Origin of the sequence: Salibacterium halotolerans (genome assembly GCF_900115625.1) — a bacterium.
Taxonomy (GTDB): Bacteria; Bacillota; Bacilli; order Bacillales; family Marinococcaceae; genus Salibacterium; species Salibacterium halotolerans.
Genome location: NZ_FOXD01000015.1, coordinates 56,449 through 73,340, shown reverse-complemented (window position 1 = coordinate 73,340; position 16,892 = coordinate 56,449). Strand labels below are relative to the sequence as shown.

The 16,892-nt window shown below is 48.8% G+C and carries 21 protein-coding genes; 12 read left to right on the top strand and 9 right to left on the bottom strand.

The features are described from left to right. Positions 1-192: 192 nt before the first annotated feature. Positions 193-1,548, top strand: coding sequence for a DUF2252 domain-containing protein (locus BM124_RS12975; RefSeq protein WP_093338124.1), 1,356 nt, complete (start codon positions 193-195; stop codon positions 1,546-1,548). A gap of 25 nt (positions 1,549-1,573) precedes the next feature. Here the strand turns inward: BM124_RS12975 and BM124_RS12970 are convergent, their stop codons facing one another. From BM124_RS12970 to BM124_RS12960, 3 genes are read right to left on the bottom strand one after another with little or no spacing between them, the layout of a single operon-like run. Continuing rightward, on the bottom strand, positions 1,574-1,813 hold the full coding sequence (locus BM124_RS12970) for a helix-turn-helix domain-containing protein (protein ID WP_093338123.1): 240 nt from the start codon (positions 1,811-1,813) through the stop codon (positions 1,574-1,576). After that, positions 1,810-1,971, bottom strand: coding sequence for a YvrJ family protein (locus BM124_RS12965; protein WP_244504335.1), 162 nt, complete (start codon positions 1,969-1,971; stop codon positions 1,810-1,812). Before BM124_RS12965 ends, BM124_RS12970 begins: the two co-directional genes overlap by 4 nt. Continuing rightward, complete coding sequence (locus BM124_RS12960) at positions 1,968-2,588, bottom strand: sigma-70 family RNA polymerase sigma factor (protein ID WP_093338121.1); 621 nt, start codon at positions 2,586-2,588, stop codon at positions 1,968-1,970. Before BM124_RS12960 ends, BM124_RS12965 begins: the two co-directional genes overlap by 4 nt. A gap of 300 nt (positions 2,589-2,888) precedes the next feature. Here BM124_RS12960 and BM124_RS12955 point away from each other — a divergent pair, with 300 nt between their 5' ends. Beyond that, positions 2,889-3,917 (top strand): alcohol dehydrogenase catalytic domain-containing protein, encoded by a 1,029-nt coding sequence (locus tag BM124_RS12955; RefSeq protein ID WP_093338120.1) that lies wholly within the window; start codon positions 2,889-2,891, stop codon positions 3,915-3,917. A 238-nt stretch (positions 3,918-4,155) separates the two neighbouring features. After that, a complete protein-coding gene (locus BM124_RS12950; protein WP_093338118.1) occupies positions 4,156-5,379 on the top strand; it encodes a hypothetical protein in 1,224 nt (407 codons plus the stop codon). 63 nt (positions 5,380-5,442) lie between these two features. On the opposite strand, the gene BM124_RS12945 is transcribed toward BM124_RS12950, so the two are convergent. The 3 genes from BM124_RS12945 to BM124_RS12935 all read right to left on the bottom strand — a co-directional run bounded on the left by BM124_RS12945 (position 5,443) and on the right by BM124_RS12935 (position 7,538). Then, a complete protein-coding gene (locus BM124_RS12945) occupies positions 5,443-6,255 on the bottom strand; it encodes a hypothetical protein (protein WP_093338116.1) in 813 nt (270 codons plus the stop codon). 448 nt (positions 6,256-6,703) lie between these two features. After that, a complete protein-coding gene (locus BM124_RS12940) occupies positions 6,704-6,985 on the bottom strand; it encodes a hypothetical protein (protein WP_093338115.1) in 282 nt (93 codons plus the stop codon). Positions 6,986-7,106: 121 nt separating this feature from the next. Then, complete coding sequence (locus tag BM124_RS12935) at positions 7,107-7,538, bottom strand: cell wall hydrolase (RefSeq protein ID WP_093338113.1); 432 nt, start codon at positions 7,536-7,538, stop codon at positions 7,107-7,109. 70 nt (positions 7,539-7,608) lie between these two features. Between BM124_RS12935 and BM124_RS12930 the strand changes: the two genes are divergently transcribed. Together BM124_RS12930 and BM124_RS19310 are read left to right on the top strand one after the other, a co-directional pair. Next, the gene (locus tag BM124_RS12930; RefSeq protein WP_170841140.1) at positions 7,609-7,944 is read left to right on the top strand and encodes a hypothetical protein; all 336 of its coding nucleotides are present in this window, start codon (positions 7,609-7,611) and stop codon (positions 7,942-7,944) included. A gap of 6 nt (positions 7,945-7,950) precedes the next feature. Next, a complete protein-coding gene (locus BM124_RS19310) occupies positions 7,951-8,202 on the top strand; it encodes a DUF6007 family protein (RefSeq protein ID WP_342028634.1) in 252 nt (83 codons plus the stop codon). Between the two features lie 111 nt (positions 8,203-8,313). Here BM124_RS19310 and BM124_RS12920 read toward each other — a convergent pair whose 3' ends face one another. From BM124_RS12920 to BM124_RS12910, 3 genes are all read right to left on the bottom strand, one after another. Continuing rightward, on the bottom strand, positions 8,314-9,213 hold the full coding sequence (locus BM124_RS12920) for an EamA family transporter (protein WP_093338109.1): 900 nt from the start codon (positions 9,211-9,213) through the stop codon (positions 8,314-8,316). Positions 9,214-9,309: 96 nt separating this feature from the next. Next, positions 9,310-10,041, bottom strand: a complete 732-nt coding sequence (locus BM124_RS12915) for a DUF6081 family protein (RefSeq protein WP_093338107.1) — start codon at positions 10,039-10,041, stop codon at positions 9,310-9,312. Between the two features lie 12 nt (positions 10,042-10,053). Further along, positions 10,054-10,977 carry a prenyltransferase gene (locus tag BM124_RS12910; protein WP_244504334.1) on the bottom strand — a complete coding sequence of 308 codons (924 nt, stop codon included), beginning with the start codon at positions 10,975-10,977 and terminating at the stop codon, positions 10,054-10,056. Between the two features lie 189 nt (positions 10,978-11,166). Here BM124_RS12910 and BM124_RS19005 point away from each other — a divergent pair, with 189 nt between their 5' ends. From BM124_RS19005 to BM124_RS12880, 7 genes are all read left to right on the top strand, one after another. After that, a complete protein-coding gene (locus BM124_RS19005; RefSeq protein ID WP_170841139.1) occupies positions 11,167-11,307 on the top strand; it encodes a hypothetical protein in 141 nt (46 codons plus the stop codon). 127 nt (positions 11,308-11,434) lie between these two features. Continuing rightward, positions 11,435-11,827 carry a type VII toxin-antitoxin system MntA family adenylyltransferase antitoxin gene (gene mntA, locus BM124_RS12905; RefSeq protein WP_093338165.1) on the top strand — a complete coding sequence of 131 codons (393 nt, stop codon included), beginning with the start codon at positions 11,435-11,437 and terminating at the stop codon, positions 11,825-11,827. Beyond that, entirely contained in the window at positions 11,817-12,227 is a 411-nt protein-coding gene (hepT, locus tag BM124_RS12900) for a type VII toxin-antitoxin system HepT family RNase toxin (protein WP_093338104.1), read from the top strand. The genes mntA and hepT overlap by 11 nt, the downstream gene beginning before the upstream one ends. 76 nt (positions 12,228-12,303) lie before the next feature. Further along, positions 12,304-12,600, top strand: a complete 297-nt coding sequence (locus BM124_RS12895; protein WP_093338102.1) for a metal-sensitive transcriptional regulator — start codon at positions 12,304-12,306, stop codon at positions 12,598-12,600. 60 nt (positions 12,601-12,660) lie between these two features. Next, positions 12,661-12,870, top strand: a complete 210-nt coding sequence (gene copZ / locus BM124_RS12890; RefSeq protein WP_093338101.1) for a copper chaperone CopZ — start codon at positions 12,661-12,663, stop codon at positions 12,868-12,870. A gap of 97 nt (positions 12,871-12,967) precedes the next feature. Further along, the gene (locus BM124_RS12885) at positions 12,968-15,388 is read left to right on the top strand and encodes a heavy metal translocating P-type ATPase (protein WP_093338099.1); all 2,421 of its coding nucleotides are present in this window, start codon (positions 12,968-12,970) and stop codon (positions 15,386-15,388) included. Positions 15,389-15,912: 524 nt separating this feature from the next. After that, positions 15,913-16,887 (top strand): ABC transporter substrate-binding protein, encoded by a 975-nt coding sequence (locus BM124_RS12880; protein WP_093338097.1) that lies wholly within the window; start codon positions 15,913-15,915, stop codon positions 16,885-16,887. Positions 16,888-16,892 lie beyond the last annotated feature (5 nt).

Sequence of the window (16,892 nt, the reverse complement as noted above, 5' to 3'; positions counted from 1 at the left end):
TTGGTGTCAAAAAAACGCTTCGGACCTCTGTTCACGGCAGCAGAGGTCCGTTTGTGTCTGTGCCGTGTTTCCGGATATTTCACGTTATACTTCTTCCAAAACGGGAATATAACGGAGGGGCACGTGTTGTGTTCAACCGTCATTCCTATTACGATATAGGAATAGTTCCATAGAGTAAGGAGGACAATTGTTATGGTTGAGAGTCCAGAGACACGTATAAAGGATACAAAGAAATACCTGCGGAAGCAGACACTTCATACGATTTTAGAGCAGTTCGATGCAGAAATCATGAAGTTGAGTCAAACGGAACGGAAGGCGAAGTACGATAAAATGAAAGAAGATCCGTTCAGCTTTTTCCGCGGAAGTGCCTATCTTTTCTATTATGATGTGACCAATATTCCGTTTCTCTATCATACTCCTGAAGATAAGCCGACGTGGATCATGGGTGATCTTCATTTTGATAACTTCAGCGCGTTTCAGAATGAAGCAGGTGAGATTGTATTCGATGTGGACGATTTTGACGAAGGGTTCCTTGGGTCCTACCTGTACGATGTGCTGCGCATGGTGGTGAGCATCCGGCTGTTTGCAGCGCAGCAGGGCTTTGAAGAAAAAGAGCGGGATGAGTTCGTGGAACAGTTTGTGAAGTCGTATTACAAGCAGATCAAAAAATTCGTGAAAGATAAAGAAGACCCTGTTACTACACGTTTTACGGTAGATAATACGAAGAGCGCCATCAAGAAAGCACTGAAAAAGCTTGAAGAGCGCAAAGCGACACACGAATTGGACAAGCAGACAACGGTGGACGACAACGGGAACCGGATGTTTGAGCGTGGGGATACTGCACTGGAATCCATTTCCAACGACGAGCGGGAAGAGATAAACAAAGCTTGGGACCAGTATCTTGATAGTTTGGCCAGGGAAAGCTTCCAGGGCCGGGATCATTATGAAATCAAGGATGTCGTGACAAAAACTGGTGCCGGTATCGGCTCCACCGGCCTGAAGCGCTTCTATATTTTAATAGAAGGAACACACGATGATGGGCATGAAGATGATGTGATCCTGGAAGCAAAAGAGGCGCGTGCCCCGATTCCGGCTTACTTTTTCCCGTATGATGAGCAGTTCTGGACAGCCCACAGCCATCAGGGGGAGCGCGTGACGGTGACCCAGCAGGCGATGCACCATATGGCGGACCCGTATTTGGGTTATTTTACGATACAGGACCGTGATTTTTATGTGCGCGAGCGTTCGCCGTATGAAAAAGATCTGAAGGAGAAACACCTGGAGGAATATGACGACGTGGAGAAAACGTTGAAGACGATGGGCAAAATTGCCGCCAAAATCCACGCGCGCGCCGATGGCGACATCGAGAATCATATTCTGGACTATCACAGTGAGAATGAAATTCTGAAAGCCATCGGTGATGACAGCGAAGGCTTCATCAAAGAACTGCAGCTATGGTCCAAATTCTACAAAGAGCGCGTGGAACAGGACCATGAGCTGTTTAAAGAGTGGCTGGATGAATATTTCGATGCACATGCCGCGGAGTGACGCTGCAAGCATTTGTCATGCCGCGTTAGTTTCTTGTATCGAAGCCTCTGCAGAACGTGAAAAACCCGGGAGGATTCATGCTTTCAAACGAATGAATACTCTCGATGCACGATAACCGCAGGTCCTGGCGCAGATCTTCTCTTTCCTGCGGTTGTGTCTGCGTCAGGCACTGCTCCATAAATGGTTCAAACTGATCGATGATATGCTGGATGGCTTTTTCATCGTGATTTCTCGCTTCCTGAATAAGAGTCAATGTAATGGTCATTCTTTCTGCCTCCTCTTTTCCTCGTTATTTTTCAATGTTTTCTCTATATTCTCCAACCTCTTTTCAAACCGGAACAAGAGGTAAAACGTCATAACAACAGGGAAACCGAAGTTGGCAACAAGCTGCATAAAACCGGCTGCGTTCATGACATTCATCATGTGTTCCTTCCCCCTTCCAAAAATGATCTCAATTTCGAAAGCGCTGCCTGCCTTGTCTTGTGAACAGCCTGGGCAGAGATATTCCACTGCGCCGCGATGGTCTTGTCTGTTTTTTCTTCTATATACTTTTGATACAGCGCACTGTGCTGGCGGGATGTCAGTTGGTTCAGGGCGTTGTAGAGTAAGGAATCGCCGGCGTACTGCCTGAGGTCCAGCGCTTCTTCCTGCATCTTTTCTTCCGAATCCGGCGTGCCGGGTGCTGCGAAAGAGTCTTTGATTGTCACGGATTGTTCTGTACTCAGAGGTCTGTCCATAATCAACGGCTGGCGCCGCGTTCTGCGCTTTTGTTTCTGATCATAGCGGACTGCCCTCCAGTACAGGGTTTTCAGCATGTACGATGTAAACCTGACTTCCGCGTAAAAGGAAGCAAACGCTTTATCGAGGGCGGCCTGATTTTCCGGTGTTGGGGCACAAACCGCCTGAATGAGCTGTTCCCGGCAGTGCTCGTCCTGGAGGAACTGCTGCATCACGGAATGCTCCCAGAGTGAAGGGTGGTCCGCAATGAATTGATCAAGCCTGCGGCAGCGGCCGTACAATCCGGATGGTACGTGTTCCATGCCGTGTCCTCCTTTCCTTTCGTCTCCCCATCAAAAGACAGGAAACAGTAATAAAAACAACCATAAAAACGAACGTTTGTTCTTAAATTGAAACAGAAAACCCTATTGAATGCAAAGGGAAACAAGAATATTTCTCCAGGTTCATGGCATCGTCCTGCGAAAAAAGAAGGAGAATAGGAAGCGCATTCCGGAGCCGTCGCAGTTTTGAAAACTGATAGACACGGAAAGTTTGTGCTACATTGTGCATACGGGGCAGTAATGATGCTGCCCCGCAATGTGAAAAAAAGGTGGAAAATAAGCATGAAAACAAATATGATGTACGCAGCAGGCGACGTCCGTGTGGAAGACGTACCGGTTCCGCACGTCCAGCAGCCTACAGACAGTGTGTTGAGAGTAGTGGCGTCCTGTATCTGCGGGACCGATCTTCATCCGTACCACAACATGGAATCTCATGATCACGGCGAAGCAATGGGTCATGAAGTGCTTGGCCGGATCGAAGAATTGGGAGAAGACGTAACCGGTTTTGAGAAAGGAGACCTCGTCGTTGTTCCATTTTTCTACGCCGATAACACCTGTCCCCACTGCCGGGAAGGATGGACGACATCGTGCGTGAACGGAGGTTTCATGAACGGCGGTCAGGCTGAATACGTCCATATCCCGCAAGCCCAGGGGAGTATGTTTAAACTGCCGGATGAAATAGAAGACGACTCTCCTTTGATTCCATCACTGCTGACGCTGTCAGACGTCTACGGCACCGGCTACCACGCGGCGGTCATGGGCGGCGTGAACGAGAATACGACGGTGACGGTTATCGGCGACGGGGCTGTCGGTCTGCTTGCCGTACTGGCAGCGAAAAAACGCGGGGCACAGAGGATCATTCTGATGGGCCGCCATAAGGTGCGAACCGATCTTGGTGTTGAATTCGGCGCGACCGATGTTGTTCCCGAACGCGGCGAAGAAGGCATTGCGAAAGTGCGCGAGCTCACAAACGGCGAGGGCACCCACGTCGTGCTCGAATGCGTCGGCTTGATGCCCGCATTTGAAATGAGCGCCGGTGTGGTCCGATCCGGCGGTGTGATCAGCCGCGTCGGAGCCCCGCAGTACGAAGACGCTCCTGTTGGTGCCGGCAGCTTTTTCGGCCGCAACATTACACTGACCGGAGGCCCGGCGCCAACACGTGCCTACATGGACGAGCTGCTGCCGGACATCCTCGATGGTACGCTGAACCCCGGCCGCGTCTTTGACGTAACGGTGGGACTCGATGACGTGCCGGAAGGGTACCGTGCCATGGACAACCGCGAAGCCCTGAAAGTCCTGATCAGACCTTAACGATGCAGGACATCGAATCCAAAGAAGAAACGAAGGCGAAAAATCCGGATGATATTGTCCGGATTTTTTCTTTTAACCGAATGTTTCAAAAACGTACACAGGTGTAATGATCTAAGCGTTTAAGGAATGGCTGAATAAGGAAAAGTCATACAGTCATATAAAATTGGAAGAAATGAATGAAGAGGGATTATACGGTTGTAACAAGTTATACTATACCTTTATAAGGATGTGATAATGAATGGGTACCGCATACGAAGCAGCAAGAAAAGTCTTTATCGAACATTTTAGAGAAGGAAAGCATGTTGAAAAGTCAAAAACGAAAGACAGCCATACCGGAGAGTTGATCATGCGTTTCGCTATGGATATTCAGTTTTTGTCCCTTTTGGAAAATAAAGCACGAAGCAACGGGGACAATCATGTGGCAGATGAGGTGTTAACGCAGCTGGAAGATGCTTTTGATTTTGTTTACAGGAATGTGACGGCTGATGGTGATGAATATTATGAGCGAACCAGTATTTTTAATTCGCCCAGTGCTTCTCTTATGGTACAGGCTTGTATCTATATGAGGTACTATAATTTTTCCAGGTTATCGGAGCATAATCCTGATACTCAACAGAGAACAGGGATGTTAAAGGATGATTTGATGACGGAAATGTCCCATGTTTATATTAATGACACATATGGAGATTATGGAACGTTTCAAGAGATTGTCAGAGCGCAGGAGTATAGAAATGCTTCGGAGAATCTTCCGGTGTTTTCTATCAATATCATTTCTCTGTACGGTGCAGCATTGGCGATGGACTCGTATTTTATGCACCATGCTTTCGAGAATGATGGGGAAAGCGTTCCGAAAGACTACAAACGATATGGCGGGTATGACCGCATTGTTGAAATAGCGGATTTTATAAAGGCTATGGATTATAATCATATGGATGGTAAAGGAAAAGAGAATAAAATTGGGGGAGGCAGAGAACTGTCCAATACGGTATCTGCCGGCTATACCTCCTGGGTCGCCTGGTCGGAAGCCCAAATGGCTTTCGGGCACTGCTATGACGGTCCTTCCATTGAAGCGGAGAACAAGTCTGTATATACCGAAGAGGCAGATGCTGTGTGGGAAGGTTTTCAAACAACGTACGCAAGGGACGGCGTGATCCATGAAAATTATTATGACCATGGCGGAACGGCGGTGGAAGGAAATAAAATAGGTTATTTGTATCCTATGGTATTTTCCTGCACCAAGGAAAAAGACAAGTACGTGAAATGGCTGGATGACAAAGTCCATGATTTCTGCAATGTGCAGGAGAAGGGAAACCATGAAGACGAAGCGATTGTAAGGCTTGCCCGGATAGATGTAGAGACAACGACTACGGTGAATGGGGAGCCATTTTATGACGAGCCTTTCTTCCATAGAGCTCTGACCGGTTTAACGATGGGGATGATAAAAAATATATCCTTCCGTTAATACAACTAAAGTTTAAGATTTCCATGAGTTCGTACCGTGTTCAGCCGGGTGTGCAGCTGTCTTTTACTGCTGGATCCGTGCCAGAAACAGCCAGCTGATAACGGATATGATCCGGATTTTATCCTGATGGGACAGGTCGTCGGACAATTCGACGATGTCATTCTGCATATCCCGGAAGAGATTGGTGTATTCGTGGGGAAACCAGCCGTTGTAAAAGGATGCCCACTTTCTTCCTTCGGCATCATACCACTTGAAATCGCCGGAAAACCCGGACGTTTTCAAGGCAATTCTTTCTTCTCCGTGCTCGTCGTAAAGGGAGCCTTTCATCTGGGTGAACGACTTCCACTCCTCCTGTATGTACGTGCCGGTCTCTTCCTTTTCTTCATTGAAAATCATCAGTTTCACGCGTTTGAAGCCGCCTGTTTTCCGGAAGGTACAGGCGGTTTTTCCATGATGTAAAACCAGTCCGTATGTGACAGGAAGAAAGTGAAGCACCGACTCTTGGAGCAGACCGAGCGGCGCCATCCACCAGGGTAGGTTGATAGGCTTCACTATGCCGATAAACGCGCCGTCCTTTTCAAACAACAGCAGCCGCGGAACAAACGCTGCATCTTTTTTTAGGACGACATGCTGCAGGTCCGGAAGCTGTTTTTCGGAAGGAGGGATGATGATATCTTTCACTTTATTGTAGTTGAAACGACTCGCGGCAATGATGGAGAGTACGAGACCAAGCGGGAGCAGGAACACGAGCATTTCCAGCCATTCTCCCGCGGTTTCAGGCGGCTGATACAGCGGCCACAAAGCGGTGATAAGTAGAATAACCACTGTGAAAACATACCCCAGTTTTTCCCGACGTTTGTACATGTCTGCAATCATGTTATACCACCCTCTCTGTTGATGGAACACTCTCCTTCATTCTGCACGATAGAACGAGATTTTACCATAACAGCTTTCATAAAAAACGAGAATGAAAAAACTTCAGAATAGACGGTGGATTAGTGGAAGGCGATGCAAATACCGGGGCTGAATTAAAAGAAATAGCCTTTTTTTATGAAAGAGAATGCAGCAACCATAGGAAGGAGCGGAAGGCTGCGGTTTTGGACACCTTACTTGTTCTCTTGGGGAAAAGAGTACGTCTGCAACGCATGCCGGATATTTTAGCGAAGCACTTTCGGTTGTCGTTCCTCCGGACGTGAACACTACCATCAAAAAATAAGAACATAGTGTCCACGAATCACCGTTTTGTAAACACTACGCCGCTGAAATCAGGGATTAGTGGGTGCCGCCGGAAATGATTGGACACTATCTGCGGGTGCCGGGAGTCTTAGTGTCCACGGAGTCGGTCCGGCCTGAAACAACCACGGCTTAGTTCCAGCTGCCGTACCCGTTCGTATTCTTTTGATGATGGAGCCGGCACCGGAATGGCTTCGCCGAGCTTAGTCATCTGAACGGGAATATTCTGTATGGCGGCAGCTCCGTGAATGATCTGTTTTGTCTGCGGTGAACCACCCGGGTGAGTGGATTGAGTGTGGAAAGAGACTTCAAATTTGGAAGAAATCAGATACCCGGGTGTCGTGGCAATGATGTGACCGAATTCCCCTTGCATACAGCATATCGTCTATGTTCCGTTTTTGGAGTGAGTTTAAAAAAGTGACACGCTGATTCAAGAGAGACATGCTTTTCTCATGTTGATTATTACTCCGTTCTCCCCGTGCTTTTGCTGTTATTTAGTATGTGCTGTATACCCCCGGACAACTTCCTTCAGATGGGGTGTAAAAACAATGGGATTTGTAGCGGCCGGCAAGTGGTTCGCCGAACCATTGACTGGGGCAGTTTCCAGAAGGAGCGAAGAACCAGAGGGAGTAGCTTGCCGGATGATAACGTTTTCCTTGAATTACTTTTCTTGCTAAGTTGATGTCTGTCTGCCTGGCTCTTTGATAAAAATACCCCTTCTGGGTGGCTTCGAATCCACCAGGTGACTGATAAACCATTTCAGGAATAGTATTAATGTTTTCAAAATCCAGGCAACGTACTCTTGTGCGGTTTATTCCTACGTTGCCAACCATAAGCATTCCCAGTTTTCCGTCCCCCTCGGCTTCAGCACGTATTAGTCTGGCCAGCATCTTCACATCGGATTCGTTCGCTTTTACTACTGCCAATGAAAATACCTCCTTTTTACCTCTACTCTTCATATATATATAGAGTATCGGAAAACTATAACGTGTGATTATGATAAAAGCTGATAAACATAAATACGGATATGGACATACCTGTTCATTTTCTATAAATATCTATGAAATCATGTACAAAAAATACATTTTCAGCTATATCTCTGAAGGAAGAATGGTTAAAAAGGGGGAACTTTTACTAAAAGCGCGCACATCCTGTGCCAACGACGATAAAGTATTTTATCAGGACGTTTGTGTCTTATTGGCGGCAAAATTAATAACCATGCAGGCTGAACAGACCGATCAGGTGTTAATGAAGCGGCTTTTAAATGGGCGTGCATTATTTCCAGTTATGCAGCGTGTGCCGCCGTATCAGGTGGGCTGGTGCTGCTGGTAGACTTGCTTGCAAAGTTCTTTCTTAAGTCAAAATGAAATAGGTGTTTTTGCGTTGAGCGATTTAAAAACTGAGTTTCAAAGAATGGGATGGTTGGATCTCATCTTTGTCATCCCCATGTTTCTATTATTTTCTTATCTGCCCGTTTATAATGTTTGGAGCATAGTATTGAATGTAATGATTATCTCATTTTCCTCGTTTGGTTTCGTTATGATTTTCCAGATGATTATTGCTTCCGTGAAAAACCAGGGCAGTAAATGATGTAATACACTGCATATCAAATCGCCCTGTATCACTTCATAAGTGGTACAGGGCGGTTTTTTGGATGAAATAACGGAAATACGTGATGAATGGGTGCAGCTTTTTCCTCCACTACATACCGGCTTGTGCGGAAGATGATTTCCGGCGTTCGGATATGACGAAAATGGAGGCGAGCACGAGTACGATGCCGAGAATCTGCCAACTGTTCAGGGTGTCGCCGAATACGGTGACGCCGAGAATGATGGCAACGACCGGCTCTATCGTCGTCAGAATCGAGGCGCGGCTCGATTCGATGTGCGTCAGCCCGATCGTGTACAGGATATAGCCGAGCACGGTCGGGACGAAGGCGAGCCCGAACCCGTACAGCAGGATAGCCGGATCCGCGAGTTCTCCGGCTTGGCCGATCAAGCCGCCCGCCGGAATCATAAACGCGCTCGCGCAGATGAACGAATAGGCGGTGATTGTCATCGAGGAATAGCGGCGGCTGACGTACTTGCCGAAGATGCTGTACAGCGCATAGAAAAACCCGGATCCGAGACCTGCCAGGATGACAAAGGCGGAAAGACTTGTGTCAAACGACGGAAGCAGGCCGACGGTGAAAGCACAGCCGGTCAGTGTGAGAAAGAGCGCCACGATTTTACGCCCGGTCAGCCATTCCTTGAACAACAGACGCGAGAGCAGTGTCACAAACAACGGCCCCGTATACAGAAGAACCACCGCCAGCGACAGCGAAGCTTCCTGCATCACCGTAAAATAACACCAGTTAAAGAATACGATGCTGATAATGCCGGTACCGATGAAATAAGGGAGATCCCTGATATGTATTTTTAAAAGATGCGGGTGGCGGAGGGCAAGGTAAGAAGTAATCAGCACCGCGGAGAAAATGGCGCGGATGGCCACCGTCTGCCACGGGGTGAAGCCCGCGGCGTAGAGACCCTCTACGAATAAGCCGAGAAACCCCCACATCGCCGCCCCCGCCGCGGCGCATATATAAGCCTGCTGCCTGGACATTGTGCATCTTCCTTTAATCAAATATATTCCAAAGTATATTTTCTCACACCCGGACATGAAAAGAAACACTCCGCCGGCATGACGGAGTGTTTCGGTTTATTCATTGATGGTAACCGTGACGGGGGACCATTCGCCGGTGACAGTCTGGCCGTGGACGGAGACGCTGCCTTCCGGGGTGAGGTCTTTTTCGGTCATGATGCCAAGGCCGACGGTGAATTGATTGAGTTTAAGCGGGACGTCCGCTTCCCGGCGCACTTCTACGTCGTTCACCGAGTATACGACTTCGTCTGCCGCGCGGTTGTAGGTGATCCGGTACGTGTTGAAGGCGCGTTCTTCAAAGCTTTTCGTATCTTCCTTGAAAATACAGAAGTACTTCGTCTGATCTGTGTCCGGTACTTCGACATTTGGAAACGGCAGCACGCCGTATACCGACGCGTACTGATCATCGGTGACGAAGAAATCGAGCGCCGCGCCGGTTGTGAAATCAAGCAGGTTCAACGACACGTAGCCGTCATACAGATCCCCCGGGACGGTATCCTGCGTACGGGCGCGGATCTGGAATTCAAAGCTGATTTCTCCGTTTTCCGGGACCTCGACCGGTTCTTTCGAGTAATACATATGCTTGGCGTTGTCGAGAATCTGCACGTTGTCGTGGCTGCGGCTGAGCGGAGCCCGCACGTACAGCATGCCGTTTCGGACAATCACGACGGCTTCGGGTTCGCGGTACGTCCAGAAACTTCCGTCCCGAAGTGGAAAGCCGCCGATCTGCCACGGCCCGTCTTCCGATAAAATCGTATCAAATGCTCCAAGCTGAAATTTTTGTGCCATTTCTCGACCTCCTTACGTTATGAAACCGTGAATGATAAGCGCGATAATCTGCAGCCCCCCGCATCGCGTTGATGCTTTCAGCGCTGCTCCCATAAAGGGCGGATACGCGTCCGGAGGATTGGTGTCGCCGAGCGAGCGGTGCATCCGGATGAGCGGCACGAAGCCGAGCAGACTGATGACACCGTACCACGGCAGTGCCTGAAATACCACGCAGACCAGAACAAAAACAAACGCAGCAGCGGTCAGCCATTTGGAAAGGATGAGTCCTTTCTTTTCGCCAAGCACGACAACAACGGTTCGTTTGCCCGCCGCCTCATCAGCACGCGGATGCAGAAAGTGATGGTTATACAGAACCAGAGTGGTAAGAATACCTACGGGAAAAGATAATAGAAACGTCTGGAAATCAAAAGCTCCGGTCTGTACGAAATAAGCTCCCATCACCGGCAGAATACCGAACGCCGTGAAAATACCGAACTCACTGTAGCCTTTGCCGCGATAGCCGAATTGAAGCGGCGGTGCGACGTAAAAATAGGCGATCAATGCACCGAGCGCGGCAATACCGAGAACCGGCCATCCTCTTCCTATCGCAATGATAACACCACAGATAGCCGCCACCGCAAATAACCCCCATGTTACCGCGGCGAATGCTTTTTCCGACATAGCGCCAGCCGGCAGAATCCTGGAATTGGTAGCGATAGCGGCTTCTTCTTTCTCCACCTCTTCATCCGCGCCGTTGCGGTAGTCCCATAAATCATTAATCATATTGGAAAATAAGTGCGCCGCCGCTGCGCCGACCAATGTAATCAAAAACCAGAAAAAATGAAAGGTGCCTTCCCAGGCAAAAGCGCCCGCTGTACCGAGCAGCACCGGGACGATGATGACGGGAAGGGCGAAGGAACGGGTGGCTTTACGCCAGAACTGGATTCCTTTTTTCAACATGAACCCCCCTTTTATATAAAAATTTTGTCGAAAATGAATCACTTTCATTATTGTAAGGAGGTCGGATCGATTTATCAACAAATGTGCAGGAATGATGCATTTTTTGAGTAATAAAATGGTTTGATTTAGAGAAAATAAAGGAATGGAAAATTACCGGGCTGGATAGTGGAAATAGAGGGATGCTGCATGAATGTAGAGAATCAACAGGGTTTCCTTGAAACATTTCAGGACGAAGGATTACGCAGACAGTTGGAAGACATGCTGCATGCTGCTTACCGCAAAGGATATAACGACGGGTATAAGGCAAAACTCGAAGAATTGGAGTAAAGGCGCCGCTTTCCCAGCTGCGGATAATCTTTCATTCAGTCCGGCCGGAACTGCTCCGGGAGCGGTTTTTGTATATGATACAATGATAGAAGAGATACGGAGTGGAGGTGGGTCAGCTGTGAAAGATATGGAACAGCGCATAACAGAGGTTCTGGTGGAAAAAATATCACCGGTTCTGCTTATTCTGTTCGGATCGTTTGCCAAGGGGACAAACCGCCCCGGCAGTGATGTTGATATTGCTTATGTAACAGATACGCCGCTTAGTCCGGCGGCATCCTTTTTTACAGCGGAGGATGTGGCTGCGATCATCGACCGGGACGTGCAGCTCGTTGATATCAATAAGGCGTCGACGGTTTTTCAAATGCAGATTGCAGGGACCGGCAAAGTCCTGTACTGCACAGATGAAACCAGACGTGAGCTGCTTGAAATGAGAATTTACAAGGAATACGCCAAGTTGAATGAGGAACGCCAAGTTGTACTCGACCGGATTGAGGAGAGTGGATCCGTGTATGACAAGTGATGTGGTATATAATAAGGTGAGCACGATAGAGCGTTGTATAAAGCGGGTGTACGAGGAATATGCAGACTCCCCCGCAAGTCTTCATAATATCACGAAGCAGGATTCCATCATTTTAAATATTCAACGGGCCTGCGAGACATCTATAGATCTTGCTATGCATATAACGGCCGTGGAAAAATTAGGACTGCCGCAATCCAGCCGTGATGCCTTTGAGCTGTTATCCGGACATGGAGTCATAACCGAAGATATATCTAAAAAAATGAAAGCGATGGTCGGTTTTCGGAATATCGCTATCCATGATTATCAAGAATTAAATATGGAAATCATTCAGCAGATAATCACCCGGAACTTGTCGGAAATAAAAACATTCTCAGAACAAATTGTTGCTTTTATGCATTGAATGTGTTGCATAGCAGAGATATTTTTATTATTATAAAAATACGGGGTATGGGTATTATAGAGAGGAGGGAATCTGAATGGATGAGCAGACGCATACAGAGAAGCGGACGGTGCAGCCGCATAAACAGCAGATGCTGAACCGGCTGAAACGGATTGAAGGGCAGGTCCGTGGTGTTCATAACATGGTGGAGGATGACCGGTACTGCGTGGATATTCTCAACCAGATCGCAGCCATTCAGTCCGCAGTCAACAAAGTGTCGGTGCAGCTGATGGAAGATCATACCCACCACTGCGTGTCCAACGCGATTGAGAGCGGGGAAGGGGAAGAATCCATCAATGAGCTGATGGATGTTATGAAACGGATGATGAAATAATATTTTTGAATGAAATATACCATACATGGGTATAGTAAATAAAAAAAGGAGGAGCAGACCATGACAACAGAAACACTTCAGGTGAAAGGAATGTCCTGTGCCCACTGCGTGCAGGCGGTAGAAGGAAGTGTCGGGAAGCTGGAAGGTGTATCGAGTGTTACTGTGCATCTTGATCAGGGTAAAGTCGACGTAGAGTATAATAAAGACGTAACAAGTCATGAAGACATCGTCGAAGAAATCGATGATCAGGGGTATGACGTGGAAGAATAAGCAGTCTGACATGTCAGACTGCATTATTTTTCAATATATAATACCCTCCCCGGGTTATGTATATATTGCTTAATCAGCTGGAAAGGAGGGACAGACAATGGCTGAACAGAAAGAAACGACGCTTCCGATTACAGGAATGACGTGCGCGGCATGTGCGAACAGAATTGAAAAAGGACTGAACAAAATCGAAGGCGTCGAAAGCGCGAACGTCAACCTGGCAATGGAGCGCGCCGGTGTTACGTATGATCCGGAACAGACAGGAGCGGCTGATTTTGAACAAAAAATCGAAAAGCTCGGCTATCACGTGGAGCATGAAAAGAAGGAATTCGACGTAACCGGCATGACATGCGCGGCATGCGCCAACCGGATTGAGAAAAAACTGAACAAGATGCCGGGCGTGGCAGAAGCAAGTGTCAACCTCGCTATGGAAACGGCTTCAGTGGAATATACCCCCGGTATGGTATCGGCGGAAGATTTGACACAGGCGGTGGATCGTCTCGGGTACGGACTTCATTCCAAAACGGACAGCAGCGAAGAAGAAGATCCCCGTCAGAAAGCGGTCCGGAAGCAGACGATGACGTTTACCGCTTCGGCCATTCTCGCTCTGCCGCTGCTCTGGACGATGGTGACCCATTTTGAATGGTTGTCCTTCATCTGGATGCCGGATATTTTAATGAATCCGTGGGTGCAGTTTGCGCTCGCCACTCCGGTCCAGTTTGTGATCGGCCGGCAGTTTTACGAAGGAGCATGGAAGGCCTTGCGCAATAAAAGCGCGAACATGGACGTTCTTGTAGCGATGGGAACATCCGCGGCCTATTTTTACAGCGTCTATTTAGGCTGGCAGTGGTGGAGCAGCCCGGGGGCGGAGAGGCCTGTACTGTATTTTGAGGCCTCGGCTGTTATCATTACGCTCATTCTGCTCGGCAAACTTTTTGAAGCCCGCGCCAAAGGTCGTACGTCACAGGCCATCCAGAAATTGCTCGGCATGCGTGCTGCGACGGCGGTCGTTTACCGGGCGGGAGAAGAAGTGGAGATTCCGGTGGAAGACGTCCAGGTCGGAGAAGTTATGTATGTAAAACCAGGAGAAAAAATACCGGTCGATGGTGAAGTGATAGAAGGCCGCTCATCCATCGATGAATCGATGCTCACCGGAGAAAGCATGCCGGTGGATAAAAGCGAAGGCAGTGAGGTGTACGGTGCCACCATAAACAAAAACGGCGCGCTCCAGGTCAAAGCGTCCCGGATCGGCAGCGACACCGCGTTATCTCAGATTGTAAAAGTCGTGGAAGAAGCGCAGAGCTCCAAGGCGGATGTGCAGCGCCTTGCCGACCGGGTGTCGAGCGTCTTTGTGCCGGCTGTCATCGGTATCGCGCTGCTCACTTTTCTCGTCTGGATTCTCTTTATCACACCCGGCAGTCTGGGAGGTGCGCTCATACCGACAATTTCGATTCTGGTCATTGCCTGCCCGTGTGCGCTCGGACTTGCGACCCCGACGTCGATTATGGCGGGATCGGGACGTGCCGCAGAGGCCGGAATCCTGTTTAAAGGCGGGGAATACCTCGAGAATACGAAAAGCATCGAAACCGTGGTGCTCGATAAAACAGGCACGGTAACAAAAGGAGAACCGGAACTGACAGATGTCATTCCGGAAGAAGGATGGAGCAAAGATGAACTGCTTTCGTATGCCGCCTCGGCGGAGAAAGGTTCCGAACATCCCCTTGCCAGCGCTGTCGTTCAGGGAGCGCAGTCCCGCTCTACTGCTTTGCTTGAAGCGGCAGACACCGAAGCCGTTCCCGGCAGGGGTATCCAGGCCGTAGTGGATAATCATTCTGTATCGATTGGAACGCAGCGGATGATGGAAGACATGGGACTGGAAATGGAAGAAAACGTGCAGGAGTCCATGCACCGGCTGGAATCCGGCGGCAAAACCGCGATGCTGATTGCAGTGGACGGAGCATATGCGGGTATGATCGCTGTTGCCGACACGATCAAGGAGACGTCCAAAGAAGCAGTCCACCGGCTGCAGCAGGCCGGCCTTGATGTGGTACTGCTAACCGGCGACAATCAGCGCACTGCCGACGCCATCGCATACCAGGTCGGCATCGACCGGGTCATCGCTGGTGTACTGCCCGATCAGAAAAGCGTAGAAATCCAGAAACTCCAGCAGGAAGGCAGAAAAACCGCAATGGTGGGCGACGGTATCAACGACGCTCCGGCGCTTGCAGCCGCCGACATCGGTATGGCTGTCGGAACCGGAACGGATGTTGCTATCGAAGCCGCCGATATCACGCTGATGCGAGGAGACCTGAACAGCGTCGCGGATGCGGTGCTGATGAGCCGGACGACGATGAGAAACATCAAGCAGAATCTCTTCTTCGCGTTCATCTACAACACCCTCGGCATCCCGATTGCCGCCGCCGGCCTCCTCGCTCCATGGGTCGCCGGTGCCGCCATGGCCTTCAGCTCTGTCTCCGTCGTCTTGAATGCGCTGCGCCTGCAGAAAATGAAATTATCGTAATAGAAAGAGTCTCTCTTATAGAGGCTCTTTTTTTAGTTAAGGACAACTACGCCGGGAAAATGGTTGTAACCCCCGGATTACGGACATAGCAGCGTAGAAAGTGTCTATAAAACACAGATTACAGACAAAATCCAGCCCGGCTGCCGTGAAAATGTCTGTAAAAAATTTTTTACGGACATTTACCACGGCAATCTGTCTCTAACCTCCAAAATATAAGCACACACCCTCTATTGTGGTGTTTAAAAACGAGCTGACGTGAACTTTGCTATCTAACTCAGGATAAAGTGGGGTTTAGACACCATCTAAGCTAAATCTTTTGATGTTCATTTCAAAAAAGTGACGGGTAGGGCAGGGTAGGTGATACAATGACAGAGGCTGTATCATCAAAAATCGCTCGAGGTGTGACAATAAACGGACAACTGTATCAATTTTTCTATTTATCATTGCTTTGCCGGCTTATTTCCGATATAATTCCTATGACATTAATAATCATTATCAATTAAAAAAGCAGGAGGGACAGGGTAATGAAACATCGTTCGATATATATGATAGGCATTCTCTTTCTTGCCGCAGTCGTTCTAGCGGCGTGCGGCGGTGGTTCCAGCTCCGGCAGCTCCAGCACTGATTCCAATCAGGACAGCTCGAATGAAGGAAACGCGGAGGAAGACAGCGGCGGAGATGGAAACATGCGTACCTACACAGACAGCCTGGACCGGGAAGTCAAGATACCCAAAAACCCTGAAGATGTAGTGGCCATCAATTACTTTGGGGAGCTGTCGGCGCTTGGTATTAAACCGGTCGGGGCACTCGAATATGACCTGAATAAATACAGAGCTGAATTGACGGAAGGGATTGAAAGTGTCGGATCAGAACAGTCGGACGCAGAAAAAATCATCTCCCTCGATCCGGACCTGATTGTCGTCTCAAACTACCGTGAGACCGAAGCCATTGAGAATCTGCAGAAAATCGCACCGACCGTAGCGCTCGAATTCGGAGCGCCGCTTCGGGAGCAGTTGAATATCGTTGCAGAGGTGACAGGACGGGAAGAAGCAGCCCAGGAGTGGATCCAGCAGTACGAAGAAGATGTCCAGCAAGCCCGTGAAGAAATGGATCCGTATATCGAAGAGGGCGCGACAGCGGCGGTCATGCAGTTTTATGATAAAAACATTCATATGTATGAAACATCCGCCTTCCCGACGATTTACGATGCCGCCCAGTTTGAACCAACCGAAAAAGCGGCACAGATTACCGACCCTGTTACGCTTTCCGAAGAAATTATACCGGAGTACGGAGCAGATCATATTTTCGTCATGTTTTCCAATTCGACAGCAGAGGAAAACTACCAGCAGTTAAAGCAGAAAGATGTATGGCAGAGCCTTTCTGCGGTACAGAATGGCAATGTTCATGTCGTGGACAATGAATACTGGAGTGAATTCAACCCTGTCCTCGTGGAACGTCAGCTGGATACGCTTGTATCCAAAATTACCGAATCTGAATGATAGAA

Coding starts and splice junctions, on each gene's coding strand:
- BM124_RS12915 (WP_093338107.1), bottom strand. CDS start 10,041: ATGGCACAAAAATTTCAGCTTGGAGCATTTGATACGATTTTATCGGAA.
- BM124_RS12955 (WP_093338120.1), top strand. CDS start 2,889: ATGAAAACAAATATGATGTACGCAGCAGGCGACGTCCGTGTGGAAGAC.
- hepT (WP_093338104.1), top strand. CDS start 11,817: ATGACAAGTGATGTGGTATATAATAAGGTGAGCACGATAGAGCGTTGT.
- BM124_RS12945 (WP_093338116.1), bottom strand. CDS start 6,255: ATGATTGCAGACATGTACAAACGTCGGGAAAAACTGGGGTATGTTTTC.
- BM124_RS12965 (WP_244504335.1), bottom strand. CDS start 1,971: ATGATGAATGTCATGAACGCAGCCGGTTTTATGCAGCTTGTTGCCAAC.
- BM124_RS12970 (WP_093338123.1), bottom strand. CDS start 1,813: ATGACCATTACATTGACTCTTATTCAGGAAGCGAGAAATCACGATGAA.
- BM124_RS12895 (WP_093338102.1), top strand. CDS start 12,304: ATGGATGAGCAGACGCATACAGAGAAGCGGACGGTGCAGCCGCATAAA.
- copZ (WP_093338101.1), top strand. CDS start 12,661: ATGACAACAGAAACACTTCAGGTGAAAGGAATGTCCTGTGCCCACTGC.
- BM124_RS12975 (WP_093338124.1), top strand. CDS start 193: ATGGTTGAGAGTCCAGAGACACGTATAAAGGATACAAAGAAATACCTG.
- BM124_RS12880 (WP_093338097.1), top strand. CDS start 15,913: ATGAAACATCGTTCGATATATATGATAGGCATTCTCTTTCTTGCCGCA.
- BM124_RS12885 (WP_093338099.1), top strand. CDS start 12,968: ATGGCTGAACAGAAAGAAACGACGCTTCCGATTACAGGAATGACGTGC.
- mntA (WP_093338165.1), top strand. CDS start 11,435: ATGGAACAGCGCATAACAGAGGTTCTGGTGGAAAAAATATCACCGGTT.
- BM124_RS12940 (WP_093338115.1), bottom strand. CDS start 6,985: ATGCAAGGGGAATTCGGTCACATCATTGCCACGACACCCGGGTATCTG.
- BM124_RS12920 (WP_093338109.1), bottom strand. CDS start 9,213: ATGTCCAGGCAGCAGGCTTATATATGCGCCGCGGCGGGGGCGGCGATG.
- BM124_RS12930 (WP_170841140.1), top strand. CDS start 7,609: ATGATAAAAGCTGATAAACATAAATACGGATATGGACATACCTGTTCA.
- BM124_RS19005 (WP_170841139.1), top strand. CDS start 11,167: ATGAATGTAGAGAATCAACAGGGTTTCCTTGAAACATTTCAGGACGAA.
- BM124_RS12950 (WP_093338118.1), top strand. CDS start 4,156: ATGGGTACCGCATACGAAGCAGCAAGAAAAGTCTTTATCGAACATTTT.
- BM124_RS12960 (WP_093338121.1), bottom strand. CDS start 2,588: ATGGAACACGTACCATCCGGATTGTACGGCCGCTGCCGCAGGCTTGAT.